The organism is Epibacterium sp. HA2-3, assembly GCF_055693725.2.
Map to the genome: position 1 here is coordinate 116540 of NZ_CM172490.1, position 25961 is coordinate 142500.

General features: G+C 59.6%; 22 protein-coding genes and 1 tRNA gene. 13 read left to right on the top strand and 10 right to left on the bottom strand.

The window, feature by feature from the left end; translation table 11 throughout:
* Positions 1-9 precede the first annotated feature (9 nt).
* Positions 10-729 (bottom strand): response regulator transcription factor, encoded by a 720-nt coding sequence (locus ACZ1HH_RS00550; protein WP_472637031.1) that lies wholly within the window; start codon positions 727-729, stop codon positions 10-12.
* Positions 722-2626 carry a PAS-domain containing protein gene (locus ACZ1HH_RS00555; protein WP_168610084.1) on the bottom strand — a complete coding sequence of 635 codons (1905 nt, stop codon included), beginning with the start codon at positions 2624-2626 and terminating at the stop codon, positions 722-724. The genes ACZ1HH_RS00550 and ACZ1HH_RS00555 overlap by 8 nt, the downstream gene beginning before the upstream one ends.
* Positions 2627-2931: 305 nt before the next feature.
* Here ACZ1HH_RS00555 and ACZ1HH_RS00560 point away from each other — a divergent pair, with 305 nt between their 5' ends.
* From ACZ1HH_RS00560 to ACZ1HH_RS00570, 3 genes are all read left to right on the top strand, one after another.
* Complete coding sequence (locus tag ACZ1HH_RS00560) at positions 2932-4872, top strand: AMP-binding protein (RefSeq protein WP_044026975.1); 1941 nt, start codon at positions 2932-2934, stop codon at positions 4870-4872.
* Between the two features lie 84 nt (positions 4873-4956).
* Positions 4957-5775 (top strand): ABC transporter ATP-binding protein, encoded by an 819-nt coding sequence (locus ACZ1HH_RS00565; protein WP_472637032.1) that lies wholly within the window; start codon positions 4957-4959, stop codon positions 5773-5775.
* 38 nt (positions 5776-5813) lie between these two features.
* Positions 5814-6800, top strand: a complete 987-nt coding sequence (locus tag ACZ1HH_RS00570; protein ID WP_168610086.1) for a branched-chain amino acid ABC transporter permease — start codon at positions 5814-5816, stop codon at positions 6798-6800.
* Positions 6801-6836: 36 nt separating this feature from the next.
* Here ACZ1HH_RS00570 and ACZ1HH_RS00575 read toward each other — a convergent pair whose 3' ends face one another.
* Positions 6837-6998 carry a hypothetical protein gene (locus ACZ1HH_RS00575; RefSeq protein ID WP_254658846.1) on the bottom strand — a complete coding sequence of 54 codons (162 nt, stop codon included), beginning with the start codon at positions 6996-6998 and terminating at the stop codon, positions 6837-6839.
* A 366-nt stretch (positions 6999-7364) separates the two neighbouring features.
* Between ACZ1HH_RS00575 and ACZ1HH_RS00580 the strand changes: the two genes are divergently transcribed.
* The 6 genes from ACZ1HH_RS00580 (at position 7365) to ACZ1HH_RS00605 (ending at position 14106) form a co-directional block, all read left to right on the top strand.
* Positions 7365-7625 (top strand): hypothetical protein, encoded by a 261-nt coding sequence (locus ACZ1HH_RS00580; RefSeq protein WP_472637034.1) that lies wholly within the window; start codon positions 7365-7367, stop codon positions 7623-7625.
* 38 nt (positions 7626-7663) lie between these two features.
* Positions 7664-8740: a branched-chain amino acid ABC transporter permease gene (locus ACZ1HH_RS00585; RefSeq protein ID WP_011537487.1), complete on the top strand. Its 1077-nt coding sequence runs from the start codon at positions 7664-7666 to the stop codon at positions 8738-8740.
* Positions 8741-8831: 91 nt separating this feature from the next.
* Positions 8832-10115, top strand: coding sequence for an ABC transporter substrate-binding protein (locus ACZ1HH_RS00590; protein WP_472637035.1), 1284 nt, complete (start codon positions 8832-8834; stop codon positions 10113-10115).
* 118 nt (positions 10116-10233) lie between these two features.
* Positions 10234-11070 carry an ABC transporter ATP-binding protein gene (locus tag ACZ1HH_RS00595; protein ID WP_011537489.1) on the top strand — a complete coding sequence of 279 codons (837 nt, stop codon included), beginning with the start codon at positions 10234-10236 and terminating at the stop codon, positions 11068-11070.
* Between the two features lie 16 nt (positions 11071-11086).
* A complete protein-coding gene (locus ACZ1HH_RS00600; RefSeq protein WP_011537490.1) occupies positions 11087-12304 on the top strand; it encodes a phenylacetate--CoA ligase family protein in 1218 nt (405 codons plus the stop codon).
* A 122-nt stretch (positions 12305-12426) separates the two neighbouring features.
* Positions 12427-14106, top strand: a complete 1680-nt coding sequence (locus ACZ1HH_RS00605) for an ABC transporter permease (protein WP_487320330.1) — start codon at positions 12427-12429, stop codon at positions 14104-14106.
* Between the two features lie 3 nt (positions 14107-14109).
* Here ACZ1HH_RS00605 and ACZ1HH_RS00610 read toward each other — a convergent pair whose 3' ends face one another.
* From ACZ1HH_RS00610 to ACZ1HH_RS00625, 4 genes are all read right to left on the bottom strand, one after another.
* The gene (locus ACZ1HH_RS00610) at positions 14110-14973 is read right to left on the bottom strand and encodes a CobW family GTP-binding protein (RefSeq protein WP_011537492.1); all 864 of its coding nucleotides are present in this window, start codon (positions 14971-14973) and stop codon (positions 14110-14112) included.
* A 385-nt stretch (positions 14974-15358) separates the two neighbouring features.
* Positions 15359-16369: a Fe(3+) ABC transporter substrate-binding protein gene (locus tag ACZ1HH_RS00615; RefSeq protein WP_472637036.1), complete on the bottom strand. Its 1011-nt coding sequence runs from the start codon at positions 16367-16369 to the stop codon at positions 15359-15361.
* Positions 16370-16729: 360 nt separating this feature from the next.
* Positions 16730-16855, bottom strand: a complete 126-nt coding sequence (gene ykgO, locus ACZ1HH_RS00620; RefSeq protein ID WP_005648635.1) for a type B 50S ribosomal protein L36 — start codon at positions 16853-16855, stop codon at positions 16730-16732.
* 81 nt (positions 16856-16936) lie between these two features.
* Positions 16937-17011 (bottom strand) — tRNA-Val (locus ACZ1HH_RS00625).
* 148 nt (positions 17012-17159) lie between these two features.
* On the opposite strand from ACZ1HH_RS00625, the gene ACZ1HH_RS00630 reads away from it, so the two are divergent.
* Positions 17160-18020, top strand: coding sequence for an N-formylglutamate amidohydrolase (locus ACZ1HH_RS00630; protein ID WP_472637037.1), 861 nt, complete (start codon positions 17160-17162; stop codon positions 18018-18020).
* 36 nt (positions 18021-18056) lie between these two features.
* On the opposite strand, the gene ACZ1HH_RS00635 is transcribed toward ACZ1HH_RS00630, so the two are convergent.
* Positions 18057-19328, bottom strand: a complete 1272-nt coding sequence (locus tag ACZ1HH_RS00635) for a DNA polymerase IV (RefSeq protein WP_011537495.1) — start codon at positions 19326-19328, stop codon at positions 18057-18059.
* A gap of 102 nt (positions 19329-19430) precedes the next feature.
* On the opposite strand from ACZ1HH_RS00635, the gene ACZ1HH_RS00640 reads away from it, so the two are divergent.
* The gene (locus tag ACZ1HH_RS00640; protein ID WP_168610094.1) at positions 19431-19850 is read left to right on the top strand and encodes an NUDIX domain-containing protein; all 420 of its coding nucleotides are present in this window, start codon (positions 19431-19433) and stop codon (positions 19848-19850) included.
* Positions 19851-20264: 414 nt separating this feature from the next.
* On the opposite strand, the gene pyrF is transcribed toward ACZ1HH_RS00640, so the two are convergent.
* Positions 20265-20990 (bottom strand): orotidine-5'-phosphate decarboxylase, encoded by a 726-nt coding sequence (pyrF, locus tag ACZ1HH_RS00645; RefSeq protein WP_416367726.1) that lies wholly within the window; start codon positions 20988-20990, stop codon positions 20265-20267.
* A gap of 244 nt (positions 20991-21234) precedes the next feature.
* Between pyrF and clpB the strand changes: the two genes are divergently transcribed.
* Positions 21235-23853: an ATP-dependent chaperone ClpB gene (gene clpB, locus ACZ1HH_RS00650; protein ID WP_472637038.1), complete on the top strand. Its 2619-nt coding sequence runs from the start codon at positions 21235-21237 to the stop codon at positions 23851-23853.
* Between the two features lie 189 nt (positions 23854-24042).
* On the top strand, positions 24043-25536 hold the full coding sequence (locus ACZ1HH_RS00655) for an FMN-binding glutamate synthase family protein (protein WP_472637039.1): 1494 nt from the start codon (positions 24043-24045) through the stop codon (positions 25534-25536).
* Here ACZ1HH_RS00655 and ACZ1HH_RS00660 read toward each other — a convergent pair.
* On the bottom strand, positions 25509-25910 hold the full coding sequence (locus tag ACZ1HH_RS00660; RefSeq protein ID WP_472637040.1) for a hypothetical protein: 402 nt from the start codon (positions 25908-25910) through the stop codon (positions 25509-25511). The genes ACZ1HH_RS00655 and ACZ1HH_RS00660 overlap by 28 nt on opposite strands.
* Between the last annotated feature and the right edge of the window lie 51 nt (positions 25911-25961).

A 25961-nucleotide genomic window follows, 5' to 3' on the forward strand; every position in this document is an offset into this window, starting at 1 on the left:
CAGCAGAGTTCAACGCCAGCTCACATCCCCTAGAAAGATATATCCAGCGCCGTAGATCGTCTTGATCAGGCGCGGGTTTTTAGGATCTTCGCGCAGCTTGGTGCGCAGGCGTGAAATACGTACATCCATCGCACGATCAAAGCTGTCACCGGCTCCGCCGCCGAGCCGTTCCATCATCTGCGCGCGGGAGATCAGCCGCTTGGGGCTTTCCAGAAAGAGGCGCAGGACTTCGCCTTCGGCATGCGAAAACGCGGTCTCCTCGCCATTCTCATCCTCAAGTGCGTAGCGGTCAAAATGTGCGGTCCAGCCGGAAAACTCTGCCCGATCCCCCGTGTCGGGTTGCCCCCCGCGCGAGGTGTCACGCAGGCGCACGCGGATGCGCGCGACCACTTCTGCCGGGTCAAAGGGTTTGGTGATGTAGTCGTCCGCCCCCAGTTCCAGCCCTGTGACCCGATCCTGGACCTGTGCACGCCCCGAGATGATGATCACGCTTGCGCCTTGTTCGAGCGCCAGCCGGTGTACCAGCGCCAAACCATCGGTATCTGGCAGCGACAGGTCCACAAGGCAGACATCGGGAGTCACCCGCTTGAGCGCGGCCTCGAAATCGCGGGCGCGTGAAAAGCTCTGGGTGCGATACCCGGCATCCTCCAGCGTCTCGGTCAGCAGCTGGCGGATTTCGGGCTCGTCATCGAGAATGGTGACAAGCGGAGGGGCATTGGCATCAGGCATGGTCGGCCTTTTGTTGCAAGAGCGCCATCAGATGCGCGCTTTCAAAGGGTTTTGGCAAGAGTGGCGCCAGAGTGAGGGCTGCGCGATAGAGTGGGTCGGTATGTGGCAGCGAGGTCATCAGCACCACGGGCGGCGCATCCGGCCCCAGCCGGGTGCAGAGATCGACGCCGGTGGCATCACCTTCCAGTTTGATGTCCGACAGGATCAGTGCAATCCCTTCGACATCCGCCAAAAGCGCAACGGCCTCATCAACACTGGTGGCCTCGATGACAGAGTATCCAAGATCCATCAGCACCTGACGATAGGTCGCCCGAAGCGTGTCGCTGTCTTCGACCAGAAGGGCAATGCCGCCGGCCGCCATCGGCGCTGGGCGGTAGGGCAGGCGCAGCGTCACCATCGCGCCGGAGACGGTGTTGCTGATGCGGATGTCCCCCCCGGCGGATTTCACCATGTCATAGACCATTGACAGCCCCAGCCCCGAGCCCTCCTGTCCCTTGGTGGTGAAGAACGGATTGAGCGCATTCTCAAGCGCTTGCACTGAAAAGCCGGGGCCTGTGTCGCTTACGGAGAATTCGATCCAGGTCTGCCCGACCAGATGCGCGGCAACCGTGATCTGGCCGCTGGTGCCGCAGGCGTCGCGCGCATTCAAAATCAGGTTCAAAAGCGCGTCCTGCAGCCGCCCCGGATCCAAAAGGACCGGCCCCTCGCTTGTGTTGTCCAGCACGCTGAGACCGATGCCTTGTGGCAGTGACGGCGTGGCGAGGATCTTCATCTCGTCCAAGAGCGCGTGCAGGTCGGTGGCTTGCGGGCGTAGGCCACGGTGGCTGGTCATTTCAGCCATCCGATCCAAGAGCCGCCCGCCGCGCCGCGCAGCTGACAGGGTGGCCTCCACGAGCTCGCCCGCACCGTCGGGCAGGGCCATCCGATCAAGGCGGGTCTGCATCCCGAGGATGATGGTCAGAAGGTTGGAGAAATCATGCGCAAGCCCGCTGGTCATCTGCGCGGCGATCTCGCGCTTGCGGGCCTGTTGCAGGGCCACGCGGGTCTGGGTTTCCTCGGTCACATCCATCGACAGGATGAACACCCCGCCTTCGTTGTCGGGCGTAAACGCCACGCGCAGGCGGCGGCTGTCCTGATCCTCGGTGAACTCAAACACCGGGCTTTCACCCTGGTAGGCCGCCGAGAGGTGCGGTGCGATGCGGGCATAGGCGGCGGACCCGAGCGCCTCGGCAATATGCTGGCCGAGAATGTCGGAGGGGCGGCCCGGAAACACTTTGCTCAAACGTCCGTTGGTAAAGGTATAATGCCCGTCCGCATCCACATGCGCGATATGGGCGGGCATCATTTCGGTCGTGAGCCGGGTGCGGGCCTCGGTCTGCGTCAGCTGGCGCTGGGTCTCTTCAAGTGTGGTGATCGTGGCTGCAAGCTTTCGGTTGGTGGCCGAGAGCTCTTCTGTGTAGCTCATCACCTGATCCGAGAGCTCCTCGGAGCGGGCGCGGAGCAATTCTTCAACCCGCTTTGTGCGGGTGATGTCGGTGTAGACCGTGACCCAGCCCCCCTCCGGAAGAGGCGCGCCCTCGATCGAAATCACATGGCCATTGGCACGCTGGCGCTCGACGTAATGGGGCACAAAGGCGCGGGCCTGTTCCACCCGCAGCTGCACAAACGAATCGATGTCATCAATGGGGCCATAGTCGCCCTGTACCGCGATAAAGCGGATGGTGTCTTCGAACGTCGCGCCCTCTTGCACCAATTCGGGCGGCAGTGAAAACATTTCCTGAAAGCGATGGTTGCAGGCCGCAAGGCGCAGGTTGCGGTCGTAGATCGACATGGCCTGCGCAATGAGGTTCAGGCCTGCGTCGATCATCGCCATGCGTTGTGCCGTGTTCTGTTTCATACGTGCTCCCCGCCTCTTGGCTAACAGCTTGTGGCGCATTGGCAAAGTGGCTTGTGATTGCGCCCCTGAGGGTGGTCCGACAGGAATTGCAGATCGATCACCCGGGGCTGTTACAATTTGAAAGGTTTCAGAAATCATCGCGAAAAACTTGCTTTGTTACAAAGGAGCCGTCCTAATGCGGACATAAGGATTGCAGCCTGCACCTGTGGGTGAAGCGATCAATCCGGTCGAGGAGGACCGGATATGGGAGGAGTAAATACGTGTCTCAGACCGCTGCGCAGACATCGTCTGGCGCCGGGCAGCTTATGTCTGTTCCGGCCCTGCTGGAGAGAAACGCAACTGTCCATGCCAACCGCCCGGCCTACCGGGAAAAAGAGTTTGGCATCTGGCAAAGTTGGACCTGGAAAGAAACCGCCGAGGAAATCGAGGCGCTGGCGCTTGGGTTGATGAACCTTGGTGTGGCCGAGGGAGATTTCATCGCCATCATCGGACGCAACCGGCCATCGCTCTATTGGTCGATGGTGGCGGCACAGAGCGTCGGTGCAGTGCCGGTGCCGGTCTATCAAGACTCAAGTGCCGAGGAGATGGCCTATGTGCTGGATCACTGCGGTGCGGCCTATGTGATTGCGGGCGATCAGGAACAGGTCGACAAGGTGCTGGAGGTTCAGGACACGCTGACCAACCTCAAGCATATGATCTATGTTGACCCCAAGGGTCTGCGCAAATACGACCACCACCAGCTGCATCAATACAGCCACGTGCAGGAACAGGGCCGCGCCGCGCGCGATGAGCTCAGCTCGGATCTTGCGGCGCGGAAGGCGAAGCTCACGTATGATAGCACCTGCGTGATGCTCTATACGTCGGGCACCACGGGGCGCCCCAAGGGCGTTGTGCTGTCCAATCGCAACGTGATCGAGAGCGCCAAGAACGCCAGCACTTTTGACAAGCTCACCGAGAATGAAGACATCCTGTCCTACCTGCCAATGGCTTGGGTCGGGGATTTCATCTTCTCGCTGGGACAGTCCTACTGGTGCGGGTTCTGCGTCAACTGCCCCGAGAGCGAAGACACCATGATGACCGATCTGCGTGAGATCGGCCCAACCTATTTCTTTGCACCGCCGCGCGTGTTCGAGGGGCAGCTCACTAATGTGATGATCCGCATGGAAGACGCGGGTAAGCTCAAGCAGAAGATGTTTCATCACTTCCTGGCCCATGCCAAGAAGGTCGGCGGCCTGATCCTTGATGGCAAACCTGTCGGCATGATGGATCGCCTGAAGTATCGCCTTGGGGATCTCTTGGTTTACGGTCCCCTGAAGGACACGCTCGGCTATGGTCGCATTCGCGTCGGCTACACCGCCGGTGAGGCGATTGGACCGGAGATTTTTGATTTCTACCGCTCGCTGGGGATCAATCTCAAACAGCTTTATGGTCAGACAGAGGCCACGGTGTTCATTACTGTGCAGCCTGATGGCGAAGTGCGCGCGGATACTGTGGGCGTGCCTGCACCGGATGTGGAGATCAAGATCGACGACAAGGGTGAGATCCACTACCGCTCGCCGGGGACCTTTGTCGAATACTACAAGAATGCGGAATCCACCGCTTCGACAAAGGACGCCGAGGGGTGGGTTGCCACGGGTGATGCGGGCTTTATCGAGGAAAGCTCCGGCCATCTGCGGATCATCGACCGCGCCAAGGATGTCGGCAAAATGGCCAGCGGCGCGATGTTTGCGCCCAAGTACGTCGAGAACAAGCTGAAGTTCTATCCGGATATTCTCGAGGCCGTGCTCTTTGGCAACGGCCGGGATCGCTGTGTGGCCTTTATCAACATCGACCTCACGGCGGTGGGCAACTGGGCAGAGCGCAACAACATTGCCTACGCCTCCTATCAGGAGCTCGCAGGCCACCCGCGCGTGCTGGAGACCATCCGGAACCATGTTGAGGCGGTGAATGTCTCAGTCGCGCAGGATGAGATGCTGTCGGGCTGTCAGGTGCATCGCTTCGTGGTGCTGCACAAGGAGCTCGATGCGGATGATGGCGAGATGACCCGCACCCGCAAGGTGCGCCGTCGCATCGTCGAGGAGAAATTCGCCGACATTATTGCCGCGCTTTATGATGGTTCCGAGCAGATCTCGACCCGGACCGAAGTGACATATGAAGACGGTCGCAAAGGCGCGATCAGTGCAACGCTGACCTGCGTGGATGCGAAGGTGCAATCGCCCATGGCGCAGCAGGTGGCAGCGGAATGACGGCTCTGACGACGCTTGTGCAGGCTTGCTGCACATCGCCCCGCCCGCCGTCCCATCTGGCGCGAAATTCCAAAGGAGTGGCCCATGCTTGATGCGGCTGAGAGCTATGTGACCGAGGATGGCCGCACCATTGGCGGCGTGGTCATGGAGATGAAAAACATCACCCTGCGCTTTGGCGGCGTGGTGGCGATCAAGGATATCTCCTTTGACATCCGCGAAGGTGAAATCCGTGCGATTATCGGCCCCAACGGGGCGGGTAAGTCCTCCATGCTGAACGTCATCTCGGGGTTCTATGTCCCCCAGGAGGGCGAAGTCTGGTTCCACGGCGCCAAGCGCCCGCCGATGAAACCCTATGAGGTGGCTCGGCAGGGCATTGCGCGGACGTTCCAGAACATCGCGCTGTTTGACGGTATGAGCGTGCTCGACAACGTGATGACGGGGCGGCTCAATTACATGAAGGCCGGCATGTTCCAGCAGGCTTTCTGGAAAGGACGCGCTGAAAAGGAAGAGGTCGAAAACCGCGAGGTCGTGGAAAAGATCATCGATTTCCTTGAAATTCAGGCGATCCGCAAAACGCCCGTCGCCCGTCTGCCCTACGGTTTGAAAAAACGCGTCGAGCTTGCGCGCGCCCTGGCGGCCGAGCCGAGGCTGTTGCTTTTGGACGAGCCGATGGCCGGTATGAACGTTGAGGAAAAAGAGGACATGTCCCGCTTTATTCTCGATGTGAACGACGAATTTGGCACGACCATCGCCCTGATCGAACACGACATGGGCGTTGTGATGGATCTCTCGGATCGCGTGGTGGTGATGGATTACGGCAAGAAGATTGGTGACGGCACCCCGGACGAGGTGCGCAACAATCAAGACGTCATCGACGCCTATCTGGGGGTCTCCCATGACTGATTTCTTCCGCGCAACTGCAATGAACAAGGAGGCGCACCATGCCTGATCAACTGATCTTTGCCATGGAGGTGACGCTCAACGGTCTGATGGCGGGGGTGCTTTATGCGCTGGTCGCGCTGGGCTTCGTGCTGATCTACAAGGCCTCTGGCATTTTCAATTATGCGCAAGGTGTTATGGCGCTATTTGCGGCGATGACCCTTGTGGGAATCATGCAAGGGCAGGTGCCCTTTTCCCATCTGATCAACGCGGTCTTTGGCGGCCATATCACCCACTTTGGATGGACAGTCCCATCCCTCGTGGCGATCATGATGACCGTCGCGGTCATGGTGTTGCTGGCGTGGCTTGTGCAGGTCCTGGTGATGAAACACCTCGTCGGCCAGGAACCGATTATCCTGTTCATGGCGACCATCGGGCTGGCCTATTTCCTCGAAGGCGTGGCGGACCTCATGTGGGGTTCCGAGATCAAGACGCTCGATGTGGGGCTGCCGCAGGGGATCAACCTCTGGATCGATGAGACCACCTTCGGGATCTTTGGCTACGGCTTCTTCATCGACAACCTCGACATCGTGGCGACGGTAATCGCCGCGCTGCTGGTTACAGGGCTCGTACTCTTTAGCCAGTACACCAAGCAGGGCCGTGCGATGCGCGCGGTGGCGGATGATCACCAGGCAGCACTGTCGGTCGGCATTTCGCTCAACTACATCTGGGTGCTGGTCTGGTCGGTTGCTGGTTTCGTCGCTTTGGTTGCGGGCATCATGTGGGGCACCAAATCCGGCGTCCAGTTCTCCTTGTCGCTAATCGCGCTTAAGGCGCTGCCTGTTCTGATGCTCGGGGGCTTCACCTCGATCCCTGGTGCGATCGTTGGCGGCTTGATCATCGGTGTCGGAGAGAAGCTCTTTGAATTCCTGATCGGCCCCATGGTTGGCGGTGCAACCGAGAACTGGTTCGCCTATGTGCTGGCGCTGATCTTCCTGGTGTTCCGTCCGCAAGGCCTCTTTGGCGAGAAGATCATTGAACGCGTCTGAGGCTCATATCCTCCCCACCTCCGGTGGCATGCAGGCTCAGCCCTGCATCCGCTGGAAGGCGGCGATGACCACTGCGGCCACCACCGTGACGGCCAGTGTGAGGGCGATAGTGATGTCTCCGATGAGCCTGCCGATGAGGAAGGTGATCATGGCGGCGCCACAGAGTCCCACCAGAACCAGCCCCCAAAAGAACGACATGTCCTGGGGCTCAACGCTGTCCGAATGCGGAGCCGCTGCAGGTGCTGCGCGGCGCGTGGGCGTGGGGGCGGCAGGGCGCGACCTTGGCCGCGCCGCTTGCGAACGCGTTGCCGTGGTGCGGGGTCGCGGTCCGGTGGGCTCCACCTCCGCGTCTTCCACCACTGACAGCAGTTTCGACCGGGCGTCCCTGTATTGGGCGTCGGTCAGATCTCCTCGCTTCCGTGCAGCCTCCAGCTGCCGGAGTCTCTCCAGCATTACGGTCATTTCACCCACTCACTTTTCCCACGCAAATTTTGCCGGGGAGATTGGGGCAAAATGTGGCGAAACCCGGATATCTGACGAAATGGTTAACGTGGGAGGTCGCGCATGGCCAAGCTGATTGCCATACTGAATGTCATTGCATGGTCTGGATTCTGGGCCTTTGGCTATCTCGCCCTGACGGGCGAGGGCTACACCGGCGGGCAGGTTACCGTGGCGACGCTCTTGGCGGCACTCGGTCTGTTTGCAGGCATCTTTGCCTATCTGAAACTGGTGCGTATATCGGAGCGGAATGGCTACGCCAAACCCTCCAATCGCATGACCAGAACCCAGCGCGATGACGCGCAGTCCAAATGGGGAGAGGTCTGATGCAAAACGATAAACTCAAAGAAGGGAGCCTCTGAGCCATGTTCTATCGTGAAGCCGGGGATTTCAAACTCTCCTATGTCGAGGACAGTCAGACTTTTCCGATCAAATTCGATCGCTACCGCTACTATGCGGTGCTCGCTCTGGCCTTTGGTGTGGTGCCTTTTGTAGTCAATGACTATTGGGTCAATGCGATCCTCTTGCCCTTCCTCATCTATGCGATTGCGGCGATTGGGTTGAATATCCTTGTTGGTTACTGCGGGCAGGTGTCGCTGGGCACCGGGGGCTTCATGGCGGTTGGGGCCTATGCCTGCTACAAGCTGATGACAGCCTTTCCCGAAGTGTCCATGTTCATCCATGTGCTGCTTGCAGGCGGAATCACCGCGCTGGTCTGCGTGCTCTTTGGTTTGCCCAGTTTGCGCATCAAGGGATTTTATCTGGCGGTGGCCACATTGGCGGCGCAGTTCTTCCTGGTCTGGCTCTTCAACCGCGTGCCGTGGTTTTACAACTATTCCGCTTCTGGCCAGATCAACGCGCCCGAGCGTGACGTATTTGGCATCATCATCACTGGCCCCAACGCACCGGCCTGGGCGACCTATCTGTTCTGCCTGATTTTCCTGACCTTCTGCGCCATCGTGGCCCGCAACCTGACCCGCGGCACCCAGGGGCGGACGTGGATGGCGATCCGGGACATGGATATTGCGGCCGAAATCATCGGGGTGAACCCTTTGAAGGCAAAAATGACGGCTTTTGCGGTCTCGGGCTTCTTTGTCGGGATCTCGGGCGCGCTGTTCTTCGCGGTCTACCTCGGGGCGGTCGAAGTGGGCGAGGCCTTTGGCATCAACAAGTCGTTCCTCGTCCTGTTCATGGTCATCATTGGCGGTTTGGGCTCGATCTTTGGCTCCTTTGCGGGGGCCGCGTTCCTGGTACTGTTGCCGGTGATCCTGAAGGTCGTAGGCGTGGATTGGCTGGGCTGGCCGACGGATATCGTCGCACATTTTCAGCTGGTGATCGTGGGCGCGCTGATCATCACGTTCCTGATCCTGGAGCCACACGGCCTTGCGCAGCTTTGGCGCGTCGCCAAGGAGAAACTGCGGCTCTGGCCCTTCCCGCACTAGGGAAGGCGACCAAGACATTCGCCGGGGGCGGCAAGAGGAGGTCGGCCCCGACCTAAAACACATCGGAAAAATTCAGGGAGGATGACACCCGATGAAACTGAAACTGACAAGCGTGGCGCTGAGCGCACTGATCGCAGCAAGCCCGGCAATGGCCGATCTGGTATTCCCCGATCTCAGCTATCGCACAGGCCCTTATGCAGCAGGCGGCATTCCGTTCTCCGACGGCTACAACGACTATTTCACTCTGGTGAACGAGCGTGACGGTGGCATCGGCGGCGTCATGGCACGCGTGATCGAATGTGAGACCGGCTACAACACCGAAAAAGGTGTGGAATGCTATGAATCCACCAAGGGCGAAGGCGCTCTGGTCTATCAGCCGCTCTCCACCGGGATCACCTATCAGCTGATCCCCAAAGTGACCGCCGATGGCATCCCGCTTCACACCATGGGCTATGGTCGGACTTCGGCCGCCAACGGCAAGGTGTTCTCTAACGTCTTCAACTATCCCGCCAACTACTGGGACGGGGCTTCGGGCGTGATCAACTACCTGCTCGAAGAAAATGGCGGCGACCTGAACGGCAAGAAGATCGCGCTGGTCTATCACAACTCCGCCTATGGCAAAGAGCCGATCCGCACGCTGGAAGAGCTCTCGAAGAAGCACGGGTTTGAGCTGAGCCTGCTGCCGGTTGATCACCCGGGTCAGGAACAGAAATCGCAGTGGCTCCAGATCCGCCGCGACCGTCCCGACAATGTTGTGATGTGGGGCTGGGGCGTGATGAACCAGGTGGCAATTCAAGAAGCCTCCAACATCCGCTTCCCGATGGAAAACTTCATCGGTGTTTGGTGGTCCGGGGCTGAGCACGACGTGATGGCTGCTGGCGACAAGGCGGATGGCTACAAGGCCGTGACCTTCCACAACGTTGGTCGTGACTTCCCGATCTTTGACGACATCCAGACGCATGTCGTCGACAAGGGTCTTGCGGCAGGCGCTGGCGATCAGATCGGCAACGTTCTCTATAACCGCGGCATGTATGCGGCGATGCTTGCTGTCGAAGCAGCCAAGACCGCACAGGAGATCCACGGGACTGCCGAAATTGACGCCTCCATGATGCGTGACGGGATGGAAGCGCTCTCCATCACGGCTGAAAAGATGAACGCGCTTGGTATGCCGAACTTTGGTCCGTCCTTCGATGTCACCTGTGAAAACCACGGCGGCCCCGGTCTCGTGGGTGTGACCCAGTGGGACGCGGAGACCCAGACCTGGTCGCTGGTTTCGGGCTTTAACCCGACTGACCAAGAGGTGATCGACGCTCTGGTGGCCGAAGACTCCGCATCCTATGCGGCGGAGAACAACATCGAAGAGCGCTGCAACTAAGGCGCCTCTCGCGCCGGGGCGTCTTGCTCCGGCGCGGTTCAGGAAACTTACCCGATGTGGCGGCATGCGCCACATCTGATCCGTCCCAAGCGGACGCTGGCAAAGGATAGCTTTCAACATGCTGGATGCGGCCAACTCCACAGACGTGCAGGCGGAGACACTGCTTGAGGTCAACAATATCGAGGTGATCTACAACCACGTGATCCTCGTGCTGAAAGGCGTGAGCCTGAACGTGCCCAAGGGCGGCATCACCGCGCTGCTCGGCGGCAACGGAGCGGGCAAGACCACGACTCTGAAGGCGATTTCCAACCTGCTTCACTCCGAGCGTGGTGAAGTGACCAAGGGCTCTGTCCGCTATCGTGGCAGAGACGTTCACGAGCAGGATCCGGCGGAGCTGGTGAAAACCGGCGTTATTCAGGTGATGGAAGGCCGCCATTGCTTTGAACACCTGACAGTAGAGGAAAACCTCCTGACGGGCGCCTACACGCGCGGCGACAGCAACGCCAAGATCCAAGAGGATCTGGAACTGGTCTACACTTATTTCCCGCGCCTCAAGGAACGGCGCAAAAGCCAGGCGGGCTATACCTCGGGTGGGGAGCAGCAGATGGTTGCGATGGGCCGCGCCCTCATGAGCCGTCCCGAGACGATCCTTCTGGATGAGCCGTCCATGGGGCTTGCACCGCAGCTCGTAGAGCAGATCTTTGAGATCGTGAAGTCGATCAACGAGAACGAAGGCGTGACCTTCCTTCTGGCGGAACAGAACACCAATGTGGCGCTGCGCTATGCCCACTACGGCTACATCCTGGAATCCGGGCGTGTGGTGATGGATGGCCCCGCTGCCGAGCTGCGCGAAAACCCGGATGTGAAAGAATTCTATCTCGGCATGTCCGATGAAGGCCGCAAGAGCTTTCGCGATGTGCGGTCCTATCGCCGTCGCAAACGGTGGTTGAGCTGAGGCGGGGAGGGACGAAATGACCTATTTCGACAAATTGGAAACCCGAAGCGCCGAGGAACGGGCGGCAGATCTGGCGACTTTGTTGCCCGAACAGATCGCCCGCGCCAAGGCCGCCCCGGGCTTTGCAACACAGCTTGCGGATGTGGATCCTAAAAAGATCACCTCGGTCTCAGCCCTTGCAGAGCTCCCGGTGCTGCGCAAATCCGACCTGAGTGCCGCCCAGTCGGCCAAGCCTCCGTTTGGCGGGTTTACCGTGAAACCCGCGCACGGGTTTGCGCATATCTTTCAATCTCCCGGACCGATCTATGAACCGGGTGGCGTAGATCACGACTGGTGGCGCATGGGGCGTTTCCTGCACGCGGCAGGGGTCGGCGAACGCGATGTGGTGCAGAATTGTTTTGGCTACCACCTGACACCGGCAGGCATGATCTTTGAAAATGGCGCGCGCGCAGTTGGGGCTGCGGTTCTGCCTGCGGGCACCGGCCAGACCGAACTCCAGGTCACGGCCGCTCGCGATGTCGGAGCCACCACATATGCTGGCACCCCGGACTACCTCAAGGTGATCCTCGACAAGGCCGAGGAAATGGGCGTTGAGCTGGGCTTCAAGAAGGCGGCTGTTGGCGGTGGTGCGCTGTTTCCGAGCCTGCGTCAGGAATATGCTGATCGCGGTATCTCTTGCCTTCAGTGTTACGCGACTGCGGATCTGGGCAACATCGCTTATGAGAGCGCCGCCATGGAAGGCATGATCGTCGACGAGCAGGTCATCGTCGAGATCGTCACCCCCGGAACCGGGACCCCGGTTGCGCCCGGCGAAGTGGGCGAGGTCGTGGTGACAACGCTCAACCGAGACTACCCGTTGATCCGGTTTGCGACCGGCGACATGAGTGCGGTGATGCCCGGTCAGAGCCCCTGCGGGCGCACCAATATGCGCATCAAAGGATGGATGGGTCGTGCCGATCAGACGACCAAGATCAAAGGCATGTTTGTCCGTCCCGAGCAGGTTGCGGCCCTGGTCGACAAACACGACGAGATCGTGAAGGCGCGGGTCGTTGCTTCGCGCAATGGCGAAATGGACGTGATGACGGTGCGTATCGAGGCCAATGGCGGCGATGAGATCACGTTTGCCCGCTCGGTGGTCGATGTCCTCAAATTGAAAGGCACGGTCGATATCGTCACACCCGGCTCTTTGCCCAAGGACGGGTTGGTGATCGAAGATCAGCGCAGCTACGACTGAGCCAAACAGATATGATCCAAGTGAGCCGCCGTTGCCGACATGCCGTCGCAGCGGCGGCTTTGCGCTGGAATTTCCGACAAAAATGCTTGAAACAGGGCCGACTCGTTATGAAGGCCGCATGAATGACGCACGCAAGCCAGACCCAAGCGCCAGCCCCTCGCCGTAAAACCTCTGCGCGCATCAAAGGCGCGCGGCGGTTCCAGGTGGTGGCATGGGTGGTGGCAATCGCGTGCCTTTTGCCGATGGCTGCAGTCGCGATCGCAGCCCTGACGGGCGGGGTGGAGACGATCACGCATCTTGGCCAGACTGTGCTGCCCCGCTACGCGCGCACAACGGTGTATCTGGTACTGCTGGTGTCACTTGGGACCTTTTCCATCGGGGTCGGGGCCGCGTGGCTGGTGACAATGACGCGCTTTCCCGGTGCACGGTTCTTTGAGATCGCGCTGGTACTGCCCCTGGCTTTTCCGGCTTATGTGCTGGCTTATGGCTATACGTTCCTGCTCGATCATCCGGGCATCGTGCAGACAACTTTGCGCGAGGTGACAGGCTGGGGGCCGCGAGACTACTGGTTCCCTGAAATCCGCTCGCTTGGGGGGGCGGCGCTGATGCTTGTTCTGGTGCTCTACCCCTATGTCTATCTTCTGGCGCGCGCCGCCTTCCTGCAACAAAGCGCCTCTGCATTCCTCGCGGCGCGGGCGCTTGGCGACAGCTCGTGGCGAGCGTTCTGGCGTGTGAGCCTGCCAATGGCACGCCCTGCGGTGGCTTCGGGTGTTCTCTTGACGGTGATGGAGACCATCGCAGACTATGGCACGGTCGCCTACTTCGGGGTGCAGACCTTTGCTACGGGTATCTACACCAGCTGGTTTTCGATGGCGGATCGCGCCGGTGCGGCGCAGTTGGCGCTATGCTTGTTGGGGTTTGCGCTGATGCTTGCGGTTGCAGAGCGCATCAGTCGTGGCCGCGCCCGCTATCACCACGCAGGCAAGCAACAGGCTGCTTTGCCCCCGGCCACGCTGTCGCGGGGAAAAGCGGCAGGGGCAATCATCCTCTGCGCGCTGCCGGTTGTGTTTGGGTTCCTCGTGCCGCTCATAAGCTTGACCCTGATGGGATTGAACTCGGAGCAGAACCTCTTGAGCCGCCGCTATATTTCCTTCATCACCAACTCGCTGACCTTGGCCAGCACAGCTGCCGTGGTTACGCTTCTGGCTGCGGTCTGCCTTGGGTTTTATCAACGTCTGAAACCGGGACGCCTGTCGAGCACGGCGGCCAATATTTCGCGGCTCGGCTATGCAGTTCCCGGCGGTGTGATCGCGGTTGGTCTCATGGTGCCATTTGCCGCCTTCGACAATGCGCTTGATGCTTGGATGCAGGCCAATTTCGGCCTGCGTACCGGGCTTTTGGTGACGGGCTCGATCTGGCTCTTGGTGGTGGCCTATATGGTGCGGTTCATGGCGGCCGCGCTTGGGGCGTATGAGGGCGGACAGGCGACAGTACATGCAAATATGGATGCAGCGGCACGGTCTTTGGGGCAGAGCCCATTGGGCATGCTGCGCCGTGTTCATCTGCCGATCCTGACACCCAGTCTTTTGACAGCCTTGCTGATTGTTTTTGTGGACGTGATGAAGGAACTGCCCGCGACTTTGATCATGCGCCCCTTCAACTTCGACACTCTTGCGGTGCAGGCGCATCGGTTGGCGGCGGATGAGCGGCTCGAGGGCGCGGCGGTGCCCTCTCTTGTGATCATGGCCGTTGGACTCTTGCCCGTGATCCTGGTGTGTCGTCAGGTCCGGCGGCGCAGTTAGGCCCTAGCTGCCGGTCCACCAGGCCTCGATCTGGTCGTGGCTGATCCGCTGCTCGGGCCCCAGCGCCACCAGGAGGGTTTCATTGGCGTCGCAGCGGCGGGCTTCGACATGTCGGCCAACGATATGGAGCTGGTAAGCCCCGCCGGAAGTCAGCACAAAACCTTTCATGCGATAGAGCCCCTCCGGGCGCTCCGCGAGCTTGTCGCCGAGGGCGCGGCGGTCGATGACTTCGGTGCTGCGGTGATGCCAGCTGACGTAGCCGGGATGGGAAACGGTGCTTTTGCTGCGTGGAAGCGGCGTGATGTCGAATAGCAGACGAGAGAGTTCGATGTCAGATGTCAGCGTGGGCGTGCGAGCGCCGAGTGCGCCGAGTGCCGCGATGACGCCGTCATCACTCTCGTGTTCTAGCTTGCTCACCAGTACAAGGTCCGCCGCACAGATCTGCTGCGTGACCTGTGGCTTCAACAAGGGGTCGTCCATGAGTGTGGAGAAATTCGAACCATCCACAACCGTAACAATGCCCGCATAGCTCAGGCGGCTGTCATTTAGCAGCGCATTGGCGATGGCCACGGGTTCGGCCACACCGCTGGTTTCGATCAGGATGTGATCCGGTGGCTCAGCACGAGACACAAGGTCATTCACACTCAGTGCAAGATCATCTCCCAGCGAGCAGCACACGCAGCCATTGGTGAGCGCGACGCTGTCGACAGTCTTGTTCGAGATCAGGGCCTCGTCGATGTTGATACTGCCAAAGTCATTGATCAAGACAGAGAGGCGCAGCCCGTGATCCTCGCCGAGCAGCGAGTTGATCAATGTGGTCTTTCCTGCTCCGAGATAACCGCTGATGATTGTGACAGGAATACGCATCAAACCCTATCCCCGCGCATTGAATGCAACGTATTCAGCATCTCAGCCGAGCTCCCTATTGTGTGCAACTGCAAACTCTGTGGCTCGCTGGGAGCGATTCCATAGAGGTTGGGGGGGCGATGGTCCAGCCCCACCTTGGCGCCGCGCGCGGGACATAGGCCCGCCCGCGCGCTTGCCCCTGATTTTGCATGATAATTAAACGGCGGTTCAATTTTCTCATTTGCAAGAGGGCGTCGCCCCTTAGAGGTGCTGGATGGGTCAAGTTGCGCTTCTGACGCGAATTTTGGCGATTCGCGACCGTTGCGACGGTCGTTTGTGTTGTTGCGAGCGGAAACGAAAAAGGGCGCAGCAATTGCCGCGCCCTTTGACATAACGTGGGGAACGATTATTCCCAGCCAACCTCGTTAAAGATCTTCTGTGCGGTCGGCACGTTCTTGGCGACCTTGGAGAGGTCCACGTCGTCGGCCTTGAACTCGCCGAGCTGTGCAACGCTTTCCGACTTGCTGACGCCCGGGACCGCCGGGAATTCATCGTTGCCGCCGGAGAAATATTCCTGCGCCTGATCGGAAGCCAGGTACTCGAGGAATTTGATGGCGTTCTCACGGTTCGGTGCATGTGCTGCAACACCGGCGCCGGAGAGGTTCATGTGGGCGCCTTCAGCGTCCTGAGCCGGGAAGACGACGCCGATCTTCTCGATCTCAGCCGAGAGGCCTTTGACGTCTTTGCGCAGGGCACGGGCAAAATAATAGGTGTTTGCAATCGACACGTCGCACTCGCCGGAGATCAGGCCGCGTAGCTGGTCGGTATCGCCACCCTGCGGATCGCGGGCAAAGTTTGCGACGATGCCTTCTGCCCAATCGCGTGCCGCCTCTTCACCGTGGTTCTCGATGATGGCCGACAGCAGGGTCTGGGAGTAGACATTGGAAGACGATCGGTGGCAGACCATGCCTTTGTATTCGGGCTTGGCAAGATCCATGTAGTCTGCGGGCGGGTTGGCCACATCAGCCTTGTCATAGAAGACGATGCGGGCACGCTGAGAGAAACCAAACCACTGGTTGTCGCTATCTTGCAGGTTGGCGGGGATGCGCTCTTCAAGAATGTCGCTGTCGATGGACTGAAGCACACCGGCGTTCTTCGCGCGCTCAAGGCGGGAGGTGTCGACGGTGATCAGAACATCCGCAGGGGAGTTGGCCCCTTCGGCCTGCATGCGCGCGACTAGCTCATCGGCTTTGCCTTCGATGCGGTTGATGGTGATACCGGTAGCCTCTTCAAAGTCGGTGTAGAGGCGTTCGTCGGTGTCGTAATGGCGGGACGAGTACAGGTTCACAACCCCGTCAGCAACGGCGGTCGTAGCAAGGCTCGCGGCGATTACGGTAGTGAAGACTTTGATTTTCATTCGATTTCCATCCTCGTGAATGTCGCTAGTCCCTGGGTGACTCTCGCTCGGCCAATTCCCAAGTTGTTTAGTCAATTACTATATTGGGCGCGAAAGAAAAGGGGTTATCCGATAAATTCAGTCAGAAAATTTCTGCGGCCGGCCAATTTGGGCGCGGTCGAGTGTCGCAGCCACGCGGATACGGAGGCTCCGGGCGGCTTGAGTGTAAGGCTGGAGAATGGAGTTTCGGTCGAGATCGGGGATGTGCGCCGAGTCGTGCGGCGGGTATTGGTTGGTGTGAGAACCAAACCCAAAAACAAAAAACCGCATCCTGGGATGCGGTTTTTCGGAGCCTTCAAAGAGGCATCATGTGCGAAGTGCTCAGCCTTGGCGTGCTTTGAACTTGCGCTGCGTCTTGTTGATGACGTAAACGCGGCCCTTGCGACGCACAACCCGGCAGTCACGGTGCCGGTTCTTCAGCGAGCGGAGCGAGTTCTTGACCTTCATGGTCTCTCTCCTTTTCTGCGGCGCGAACCAGCGCCTGGGTTAGCGGGGCGTCCTGGACCGCAGTCCAAAACAGCGAAATCATGGTGGGCGGTACAAGGATCGAACTTGTGACCCCTTCGATGTCAACGAAGTGCTCTACCGCTGAGCTAACCGCCCATGATGCCAACTCAAAACTACGCCGATTGGCGCATCGCTTCGCGTCGGTGAAGGGGTCTATAAAAGGAGTCGATTGTGGGTGCAAGAGCTTTTGCCACAGAAATATAAACTCTATGCTGGGAATCTCAGGCAAGAGGGCGGAGTGGGCATGTCAGGTCAGGCATATTCTATCGAAATGCCGCAAGGGTGGCAGTCACCGGTGGTGATTGCGTCGCCTCACAGCGGATCGAATTACCCAAAAACCTTTGTTTCTCAGTCGATTCTGGACGCAAACCGGCTGCGCAGTAGTGAAGATGCCTTTGTCGATCAGTTGTTCGCAGCTGCCCCGAGGCTCGGCATGCCATTGCTGACAGCCAAAATGCCCAGAGCCTATGTGGATCTCAATCGCTCCTCCGATGAGCTTGATCCGGCCTTGATCGAAGGGGCGCGCCGGCGTGGACAGAATCCCCGAATTGCCTCGGGGCTTGGCGTGATTCCCCGCGTGGTCGCCAACGGGCGCGAGATCTATCGTGGAAAAATCCCGATGGATGAAGCCATGGCGCGAATCGATGATTATTGGGTCCCTTACCACGCAGCGCTACAGAGATTGCTGGATGCTTCCCACACGCGGTTTGGCAAGGCGATCCTTATTGATTGCCACTCCATGCCCCATGAAGCGATCGAAAGCTGCTCTCCGCGACGTGAGAGACGGCCCCAAATCGTGCTGGGCGATCGATTTGGCGCTGCTGCCGATGCGGCGATCGTCGACCAAGTCGAGGCGGCCTTTGCCGAAGTTGGCTTTCGTGTTGCGCGCAACAGCCCGTTTGCCGGCGCTTACATCACGCAAACATACGGGCGCCCTTTCCGTCATCAGCATGCCATTCAGGTCGAGATTGACCGCTCTCTTTATATGCACGAGGCTGACGTCGCCCCCAACGACGGGTTTGACGACGTGCGCGCGCGTCTGACCCTGGCGTTGCAGCGGATTGCGCAACTGGGTGAGGATCTCACCCCGATGGCAGCAGAATAGCCCGAACCGAGCAAGCCCCCGGGGGCGTTCCAGATTCTAACGAAGTGACCGACCTTTTCGGATCGCCTCTTTGCCAAAGCGTTTGCGAATCTCATCCGTCGCGCGTTCTGCATTGGCGCGTTTGGTTGCGTCCGGGTCCAGCAGGTCCCCTGTGGCATCCGCTTGCGCTTCGGGCGCCAACTCGCTGATGCCGCAACCAAGCAATCGAAATGGGCCTTGCTGGATCGTCTGGTCCAACAGGCGCCGCGCCGTGCGATAGATTTGATCTGCATATTGCGTCGGGCTGTGCAGGGACTGTCGCCGAGTGAGGGTCGAATGGTTCGCGCGCTTGAGTTTCAGTGTTACCACCCGTCCCGCGAGACCTTTGGCCTTGGCGCGATCTGAAACCTGTTCCGCGAGGCGCCAGAGGTGGCCATCCAGTACCTCAGAATGCATCGTGTCCTCAAAGAAAGTGGTTTCTTTGGAGATGGATTTGACCGGCGCGCGCGCAGAGACCTTGCGGCGGTCCTCGCCGCGCGCAAGATGCCAGAGCCGATCTCCCATGCTGCCAAATCTGTCATGGAGATCGCGCCGTTCCCAACGCAGAAGGTCAGAGAAGGCTCGGATACCCGCCTTTTCGAGCGAAGCCTGTGCAGCGGGGCCAATGCCCCAGATGAGGCGCACAGGTTTGTCGCGAAGAAACTCCGCGGTTTCAGCTTTGCCGATTACGGAAAACCCGCGCGGCTTGTCGAGGTCGGACGCCACTTTGGCGAGGAACTTATTATGGCTGAGGCCAATGGAGCCCGTGACCCCCAATTCGTCCTTCATGCGCTTCACAAGCCGCGCGAGCATGACGGCAGGCGCTGCGCCATGCAGCCGCTCTGTGCCCGAGAGATCCATGAAGGCCTCATCCAGAGAAAGCGGCTCTACTTCAGGTGTCAGTTCGTCCATCATAGCGCGAATGGCGCGGCTGGTTTCGGCGTAGACCTCCATGCGGGGTTTGATCACGACTGCATCGGGGCAGAGTTTGAGCGCCTGAAACATCGGCATTGCGGAGCGAACGCCGCGAATGCGCGCCACATAGCAGGCCGTGGAGACCACACCGCGATGCCCCCCGCCAATTATGACCGGCTTGTCTGCGAGCTCAGGATTATCGCGTTTTTCAACACTTGCATAAAACGCATCACAGTCCATATGCGCGATGGAGAGCGACAAGAGTTCCTCATGCTGCTTGACGCGCGGGCTGCGGCAGACCGGGCAGCGTTTGGGGCCGCGAGGTGACGTGCCGGGGTCAAAACAATGCAGGCATTCGCGGCATAGGGCAGGCATGAGGGGCTCGAACTAAGGCAGAATAGGGGTGCTTACCGATGGCGTTCACAGTAGCGTGCACGCAGCGCAAGCAGGCGCATCCATGCGGGGTTGAACTGTATCATGAGCTTTAAGGGAGCGAAACTGCTGCTGTTTCTCGGGCCTCATCTCCTGGTGATTCTGCGCGACCAGAAAGCGGGTATCCCCTTCCCCGGACACTGGGATTTTCCGGGTGGCGGCCGGGAGGGTGATGAAACCCCGCAGGCCTGCGCCTTGCGAGAGACCTACGAAGAGGTCGGCCTGATCTTGCCCGAAAGCCGCATTCACTACAGCCGCCGCTATCCTCGGCCTGATGGTGCAACCTGGTTTTTTGCGGCAGAAATCGGCGCGCGATGCGTGGAGGATATCAAGTTTGGTGATGAGGGGCAGGGCTGGGATCTGATGACGCCCGAAGACTACATCGCGCATCCCCTCGGCATTCCGCGATTCAAGGTCCGGTTGCAAGACTACCTCCAGAGCGGGCGCCGCGCAGCCGAGATCTGACCAAATGCGCATTAGCTCGGTCTGCGCTGTAGCCGAGGGAAAAAACCCCAAATTTTGTGTTTTTGAAAGAAAGCCCCCGCACAATTGGCGGGGGAAGGTGACGTTTCTCAGGAAGAGGTAAACGTCAGGGGAGTGTCTCACCCCTAGATTCACCCATGTGAGCCAGTTTCGCAAAGGTTGAGAGGGTGTTTGAGGGGATTTAACGGTCTGCCCTGTGCTTTCGATGTCACGCCGCATACATTCAACTTTTCAAATCGAGCCGGGGTGCGACTCAATTTGTTCTTTGATCCCTGCGGGTTGCGGTCGAGCGGCGCGTTAGGGTGGCCCCGCAGGGCGCAACGGGGCTATTTGGTGCGTTTGCGTTTGTTTATCGGGGTCGAGCGCACAAAAAACAGGCGTGTGGCTGCGCGTGCCTCAGTTCGGCGCTTTCGCCTGCGGGCTGTTCATCTCTTGCAGAATTGACTCTGCCGCTACCCGGGGTGCTTCCGCCTGCCAGATCGGGCGACCGACAACGATGTGGTCAACGCCGGAAGCCAGAGCCTGCGCCGGGGTTGTAACGCGCTTCTGGTCGCCAAGGTCAGCGCCCACCGGGCGCACACCAGGAGTGACGATCAGCTTGCCTTCTGCTTCGGGCAGGGAGCGGATCATGGCGGCTTCCTGCGGGCTTGCAATGACGCCATCTGCGCCAGCCGACAACGCCTTGCCGGCGCGCTCTTGCACCAGATCTTTGATCTCACCGGATTTGATCATCGCCCCATCCAGATCGTCGCGATCCAGCGACGTAAGGATTGTCACGGCGAGGATCTTCAGATCCTTGCCCGCAGCCCCTTCTTTTGCGGCGCGCACCACATAGGGGTCGCCGTGCACGGTCAGGAAGTCGAGATCGAACTGCGCCAATCCGCGCACCGCGTTTTCCACGGTGGCCCCGATGTCAAAGAGCTTCATGTCGAGGAAGATCTTTTTACCCAACTCTTGCTTCAACTCATTTGCGAGGGCCAGCCCGCCCCCGGTGAGCATCCCAAGGCCGATTTTGTAGAATGAGACCGCGTCACCCAGCTGTTCCGCCAGTTTGAGCCCTTCAAGGGCGTTGGGAACATCCATGGCAACGATCAGGCGGTCATCTGCGAGGGGGCTGGTCATCGGGGATACTCCGGTTTTTAGGGCAAGCTGGCGCCTTCCTACTGTCTTAGAAGGGCCTCGAAAAGGGGAGACGGTGGCTTTTTGCCAGAGTTGATCCCGGTCAAGGTTCGTCAACTTCTCGGATGTTACTCTGGGACTTGAAGATGGGGCGCGAATGCCCACATCTTTGATCAAGGCCCACACCGACCCTGTGCCGCCAAGCGGGCGGGGTCACGAAAGGGGCGCTTATGAAGAGGAGAAGAAGATGGACTTGAACAAGTTCACTGAACGGGCGCGTGGTTTTGTGCAGGCGTCCCAGACAATTGCGTTGCGTGAAGGCCACCAGCGCCTGACACCGGAACATATCCTGAAAGCATTGCTCGACGACGATCAAGGCATGGCGTCGAACCTGATTGCGCATGCGGGTGGGAACATCGCGCGAGTGAGCGAGGCGGTGGAAGCCGCGATCGGCAAGTTGCCGAAGGTCTCTGGCGATGCTGGTCAGATCTATCTGGACGGGCAAACCGCCAAGGTTCTGGATGAAGCGGCCAAGGTGGCCGAAAAAGAGGGCGACAGCTTTGTCCCGGTCGAGCGACTGCTGACCGCGCTGGCTCTCGTGAAATCCAAGGCAAAGGATGCGCTGGACGCAGGTGGCGTGACGGCGCAGAAGCTCAATGAGGCGATCAACGACGTACGCAAGGGGCGCACGGCGGATACCGCAACCGCAGAGGATACTTATGAGGCGCTGAAAAAGTTCACCCTGGATCTCACGGAGCGCGCGAGAGAGGGCAAGATCGACCCGATCATTGGCCGCGATGACGAAATTCGCCGCGCCATGCAGGTCCTGTCGCGTCGCACCAAGAACAACCCTGTCCTGATCGGCGAGCCGGGCGTGGGTAAAACCGCGATTGCCGAGGGCATGGCGTTGCGGATCGTCAATGGCGACGTGCCCGAGAGCCTCAAGGACAAGCGTCTCCTGGCGCTCGACATGGGCGCGCTTATTGCGGGTGCGAAATATCGCGGTGAGTTCGAGGAACGCCTCAAGGGCATCCTCAATGAGGTGACCGATGCGGCGGGCGAAATCATTCTGTTCATCGACGAGATGCATACTCTTGTAGGAGCAGGCAAATCCGATGGCGCGATGGATGCGGCCAACCTCATCAAACCGGCACTTGCTCGCGGTGAGCTGCACTGTATCGGCGCAACCACGCTCGATGAGTATCGTAAATACGTGGAAAAGGACGCAGCCCTGGCCCGTCGCTTCCAGCCTGTCATGGTCACGGAGCCGACAGTGGAAGACACGATTTCCATCCTGCGCGGTATCAAGGAAAAATACGAGCTGCACCACGGAGTGCGCATTGCGGATGCGGCGCTGGTGTCTGCCGCGACGCTTTCGAACCGCTATATCACCGACCGGTTCCTGCCCGACAAGGCGATCGACCTTATGGACGAGGCGGCATCGCGCCTGCGTATGGAGGTGGACTCCAAACCCGAAGAGCTCGACGCGCTGGATCGGCAGATCCTGCAGATGCAGATCGAAGAAGAAGCGCTGAAGCTCGAGGATGATGTGGCCTCCAAGGATCGTCTGGAGCACCTCCAGAAGGAACTGGCAGACCTGCAGGAGCGTTCGCGCGAAATGACCGCGCAATGGCAGTCCGAGCGCGATAAACTCGCCTCTGCGCGTGATCTGAAAGAGCAGCTGGATCGCGCACGTGCCGAACTCGACATCGCCAAACGCGAGGGGAATCTCGCCAAGGCGGGTGAGCTGTCTTATGGCGTCATTCCGGGGTTGGAAAAGCAGCTCTCGGAGGCTGAACAGAAAGAAGAGCAGGGCCTGATGGTCGAGGAAGCGGTGCGTCCGGAGCAGATTGCAGCCGTGGTGGAACGCTGGACCGGTATTCCGACCTCCAAGATGCTGGAGGGCGAGCGCGAGAAGCTCTTGCGGATGGAAGATGGCCTGCACAAGCGCGTCATTGGTCAGAACGCCGCCGTGACGGCCGTGGCTAACGCGGTGCGTCGGGCGCGCGCGGGGCTCAATGATGAGAACCGTCCGCTGGGGTCCTTCCTATTCCTTGGGCCGACCGGCGTGGGGAAAACTGAGCTCACCAAGGCTGTGGCCGAGTTCCTCTTTGATGATGACAGCGCGATGGTACGCATCGATATGTCGGAGTTCATGGAGAAACACGCGGTTGCACGTCTGATCGGTGCCCCTCCGGGCTATGTCGGGTACGACGAGGGCGGCGTGCTCACCGAAGCGGTGCGGCGCAGACCTTATCAGGTGGTTCTGTTTGACGAGGTCGAAAAGGCCCACCCGGACGTGTTCAACGTGCTCTTGCAGGTGCTCGATGATGGCGTGCTGACCGATGGTCAGGGCCGGACCGTGGACTTCAAGCAGACGCTGATCATTCTGACGTCGAACCTCGGAGCGCAGGCACTGAGTCAGCTGCCAGATGGCGCGGATGCAGCAGATGCCAAACGCGACGTGATGGACGCGGTGCGGGCACACTTCCGGCCCGAGTTCCTGAACCGTCTGGATGAGACCGTGATCTTTGACCGCCTGGGACGGCAGGACATGGACGGTATCGTCGAAATCCAGCTTGGGCGTCTCGCCAAGCGTCTGGCGCAACGCAAAATCACGCTGGAGCTGGATGAGGGGGCAAAGACCTGGCTCGCAGATGAGGGCTACGACCCGGTGTTCGGGGCGCGGCCGCTCAAACGCGTGATCCAGCGCGCCTTGCAAAACCCGTTGGCCGAGGCCCTGCTGGCTGGCGACATCAAGGACGGTGAAATCGTTCCCGTGTCTGCCGGGGCTGAGGGGCTGGTGATCGGGGATCGCGTCGGCAGCTCCGATCGTCCGCTGCCGGATGATGCCGTGGTGCATTGAGCACCCACATATATAAGGAATACGGGGTCGCCCTCTGGGGCGGCCCTTTTTTAAACGAACGTCTGAATTCTAAAGGTCTCGTGATGGAGCGCGTTGCAGTCGTGACCCGCCTCTCCGGGCAGCAATGCTACAAGTTAACAGAGGGCGGCCATTGAGGGCCGCGTGATCCGACGACAGAAAGGAAGTGCGATGGGGTTTGCAATGAACGCGGTGTCAATTCTTGCGGTGATGTTCATCTGTTTGATTGGCGTATTGGGCCTTGTGGCGCTGATCATGTTCCTCATCGATCGCAGCCAGACGCAGGACGCCATTCGGCGCAACTATCCGGTTCTTGGCCGGTTTCGTCACCTCTTCAGCACCCTTGGAGAGTTCTTCCGCCAGTATTTCTTTGCAATGGACCGCGAGGAATTGCCTTTCAACCGGGCTCAGCGGGAATGGATTGCCCGTGCCTGTGCGGGTGTGACGAACACAGTCGCCTTTGGCTCTACGCGCAATACATCCGTGCCCGGAACGCCAATTTTCGTGAATGCGCCCTTTCCACCCCTTGATGATCAATTTGCAAGCGCGGAACCGATGCTCATCGGACCCACTGCGCGTGTACCATATAATGCTCCGTCCTTCTTCAATATCTCGGGTATGAGCTACGGGGCCCTCTCGCGCCCGGCCATTACAGCCCTGAGCCGTGGGGCGCGCGATGCAGGGGTTTGGCTCAACACTGGTGAAGGCGGATTGAGCCCGTTTCACCTAGATGGCGGGTGCGACATCGTCTTTCAGATCGGAACTGCCAAATACGGTGTGCGAGACACGGCCGGCAACCTGAGCGATGCGCGGCTCAAGGAGCTTGCGGAGATCCCACAGGTCAAGATGTTTGAGCTAAAGCTCGCGCAGGGGGCCAAACCCGGGAAGGGCGGCATCCTGCCCGCCGAGAAGGTCAACGCTGAGATTGCAGAGATTCGCGGCATTATAGAGGGTGAGGCCAGTATTTCACCGAACCGTCATCTCGACATCGCGAATTACGATGACCTCTTGGATATCGTGGCGCGCATCCGGGAAGTCACGGGTAAGCCCGTGGGCATCAAGACCGTCGCCGGCTCCGAGGTCGCCCTGCGCGAGATGTTCCTGAACTTTGCCGCCCGGCCCGAAGATGTGCCGGATTTCATCACCATAGACGGTGGAGAAGGTGGCACCGGAGCGGCGCCGATGCCTTTGATCGATCTTGTTGGCATGTCTGTGCGTGAGGCGCTGCCTTTGGTCTGCAATCTGCGCGACGAATATGGCTTCAAGGACCGTATTCGCCTGATTTCGAGCGGCAAGCTGGTCAACCCCGGTGATGTGGCCTGGGCGCTGGCCGCAGGGGCGGATTTTGTGACTTCGGCGCGCGGGTTCATGTTTTCCCTGGGGTGTATCCAGGCGCTCAAGTGCAATCGCAACACCTGCCCCACCGGCATCACCACGCATGATCCGCGTTTTCAAAAGGGGCTGGTGGTCGAGGACAAGTATAAAAAGGTCGCGCGCTACGCCCGTGAGGTGATCCACGAGGTGGAAACCATCGCGCATTCCGTGGGCGTTGACGAGCCGCGCAAGATGCGGCGCCGTCATGTGCGGATCGTGGGCGAAGGCGGGGCGTCTGTTCCGATGAACGTGGATCAGCCCTCTTACGACAGCAGAGGCAGCAACGCCTGATCTGGAAAGAGCAGAGCCGCCAGCAGCGCCACCGCAATCCCGGCAAAGATCCAAGAGGCGCGGCGCAGGGTGGGGTGGCCGCTCCAGGCTTGCATCAGGACCGCAGCGCCACCGTTGGACAAGATACCAAACGCAAGCACCTCATGGCTGACCTCTCCGCCGAGGGCTGCGATGAGGCCGGAAAAATACATGCCGAGCAGCACCAGAAGCGTCAACCCATACAGCCGGTAGGTGAGCGGGCTGTCGCCATATTGCGCCATCAGACCATTCAGCCGCTTCTGTGGCGCAAAAAGGAACAGATGCGTGAGGCCAAGGGTGACAAGGATCTTGATTCCCAAGATCACGGTGAGCGGGTTCATTGAGACATCAGTCATGACGGTCCCTCGTGTTTGGTGGATTGATTGGCGCATGGTTTGCCAATCTGA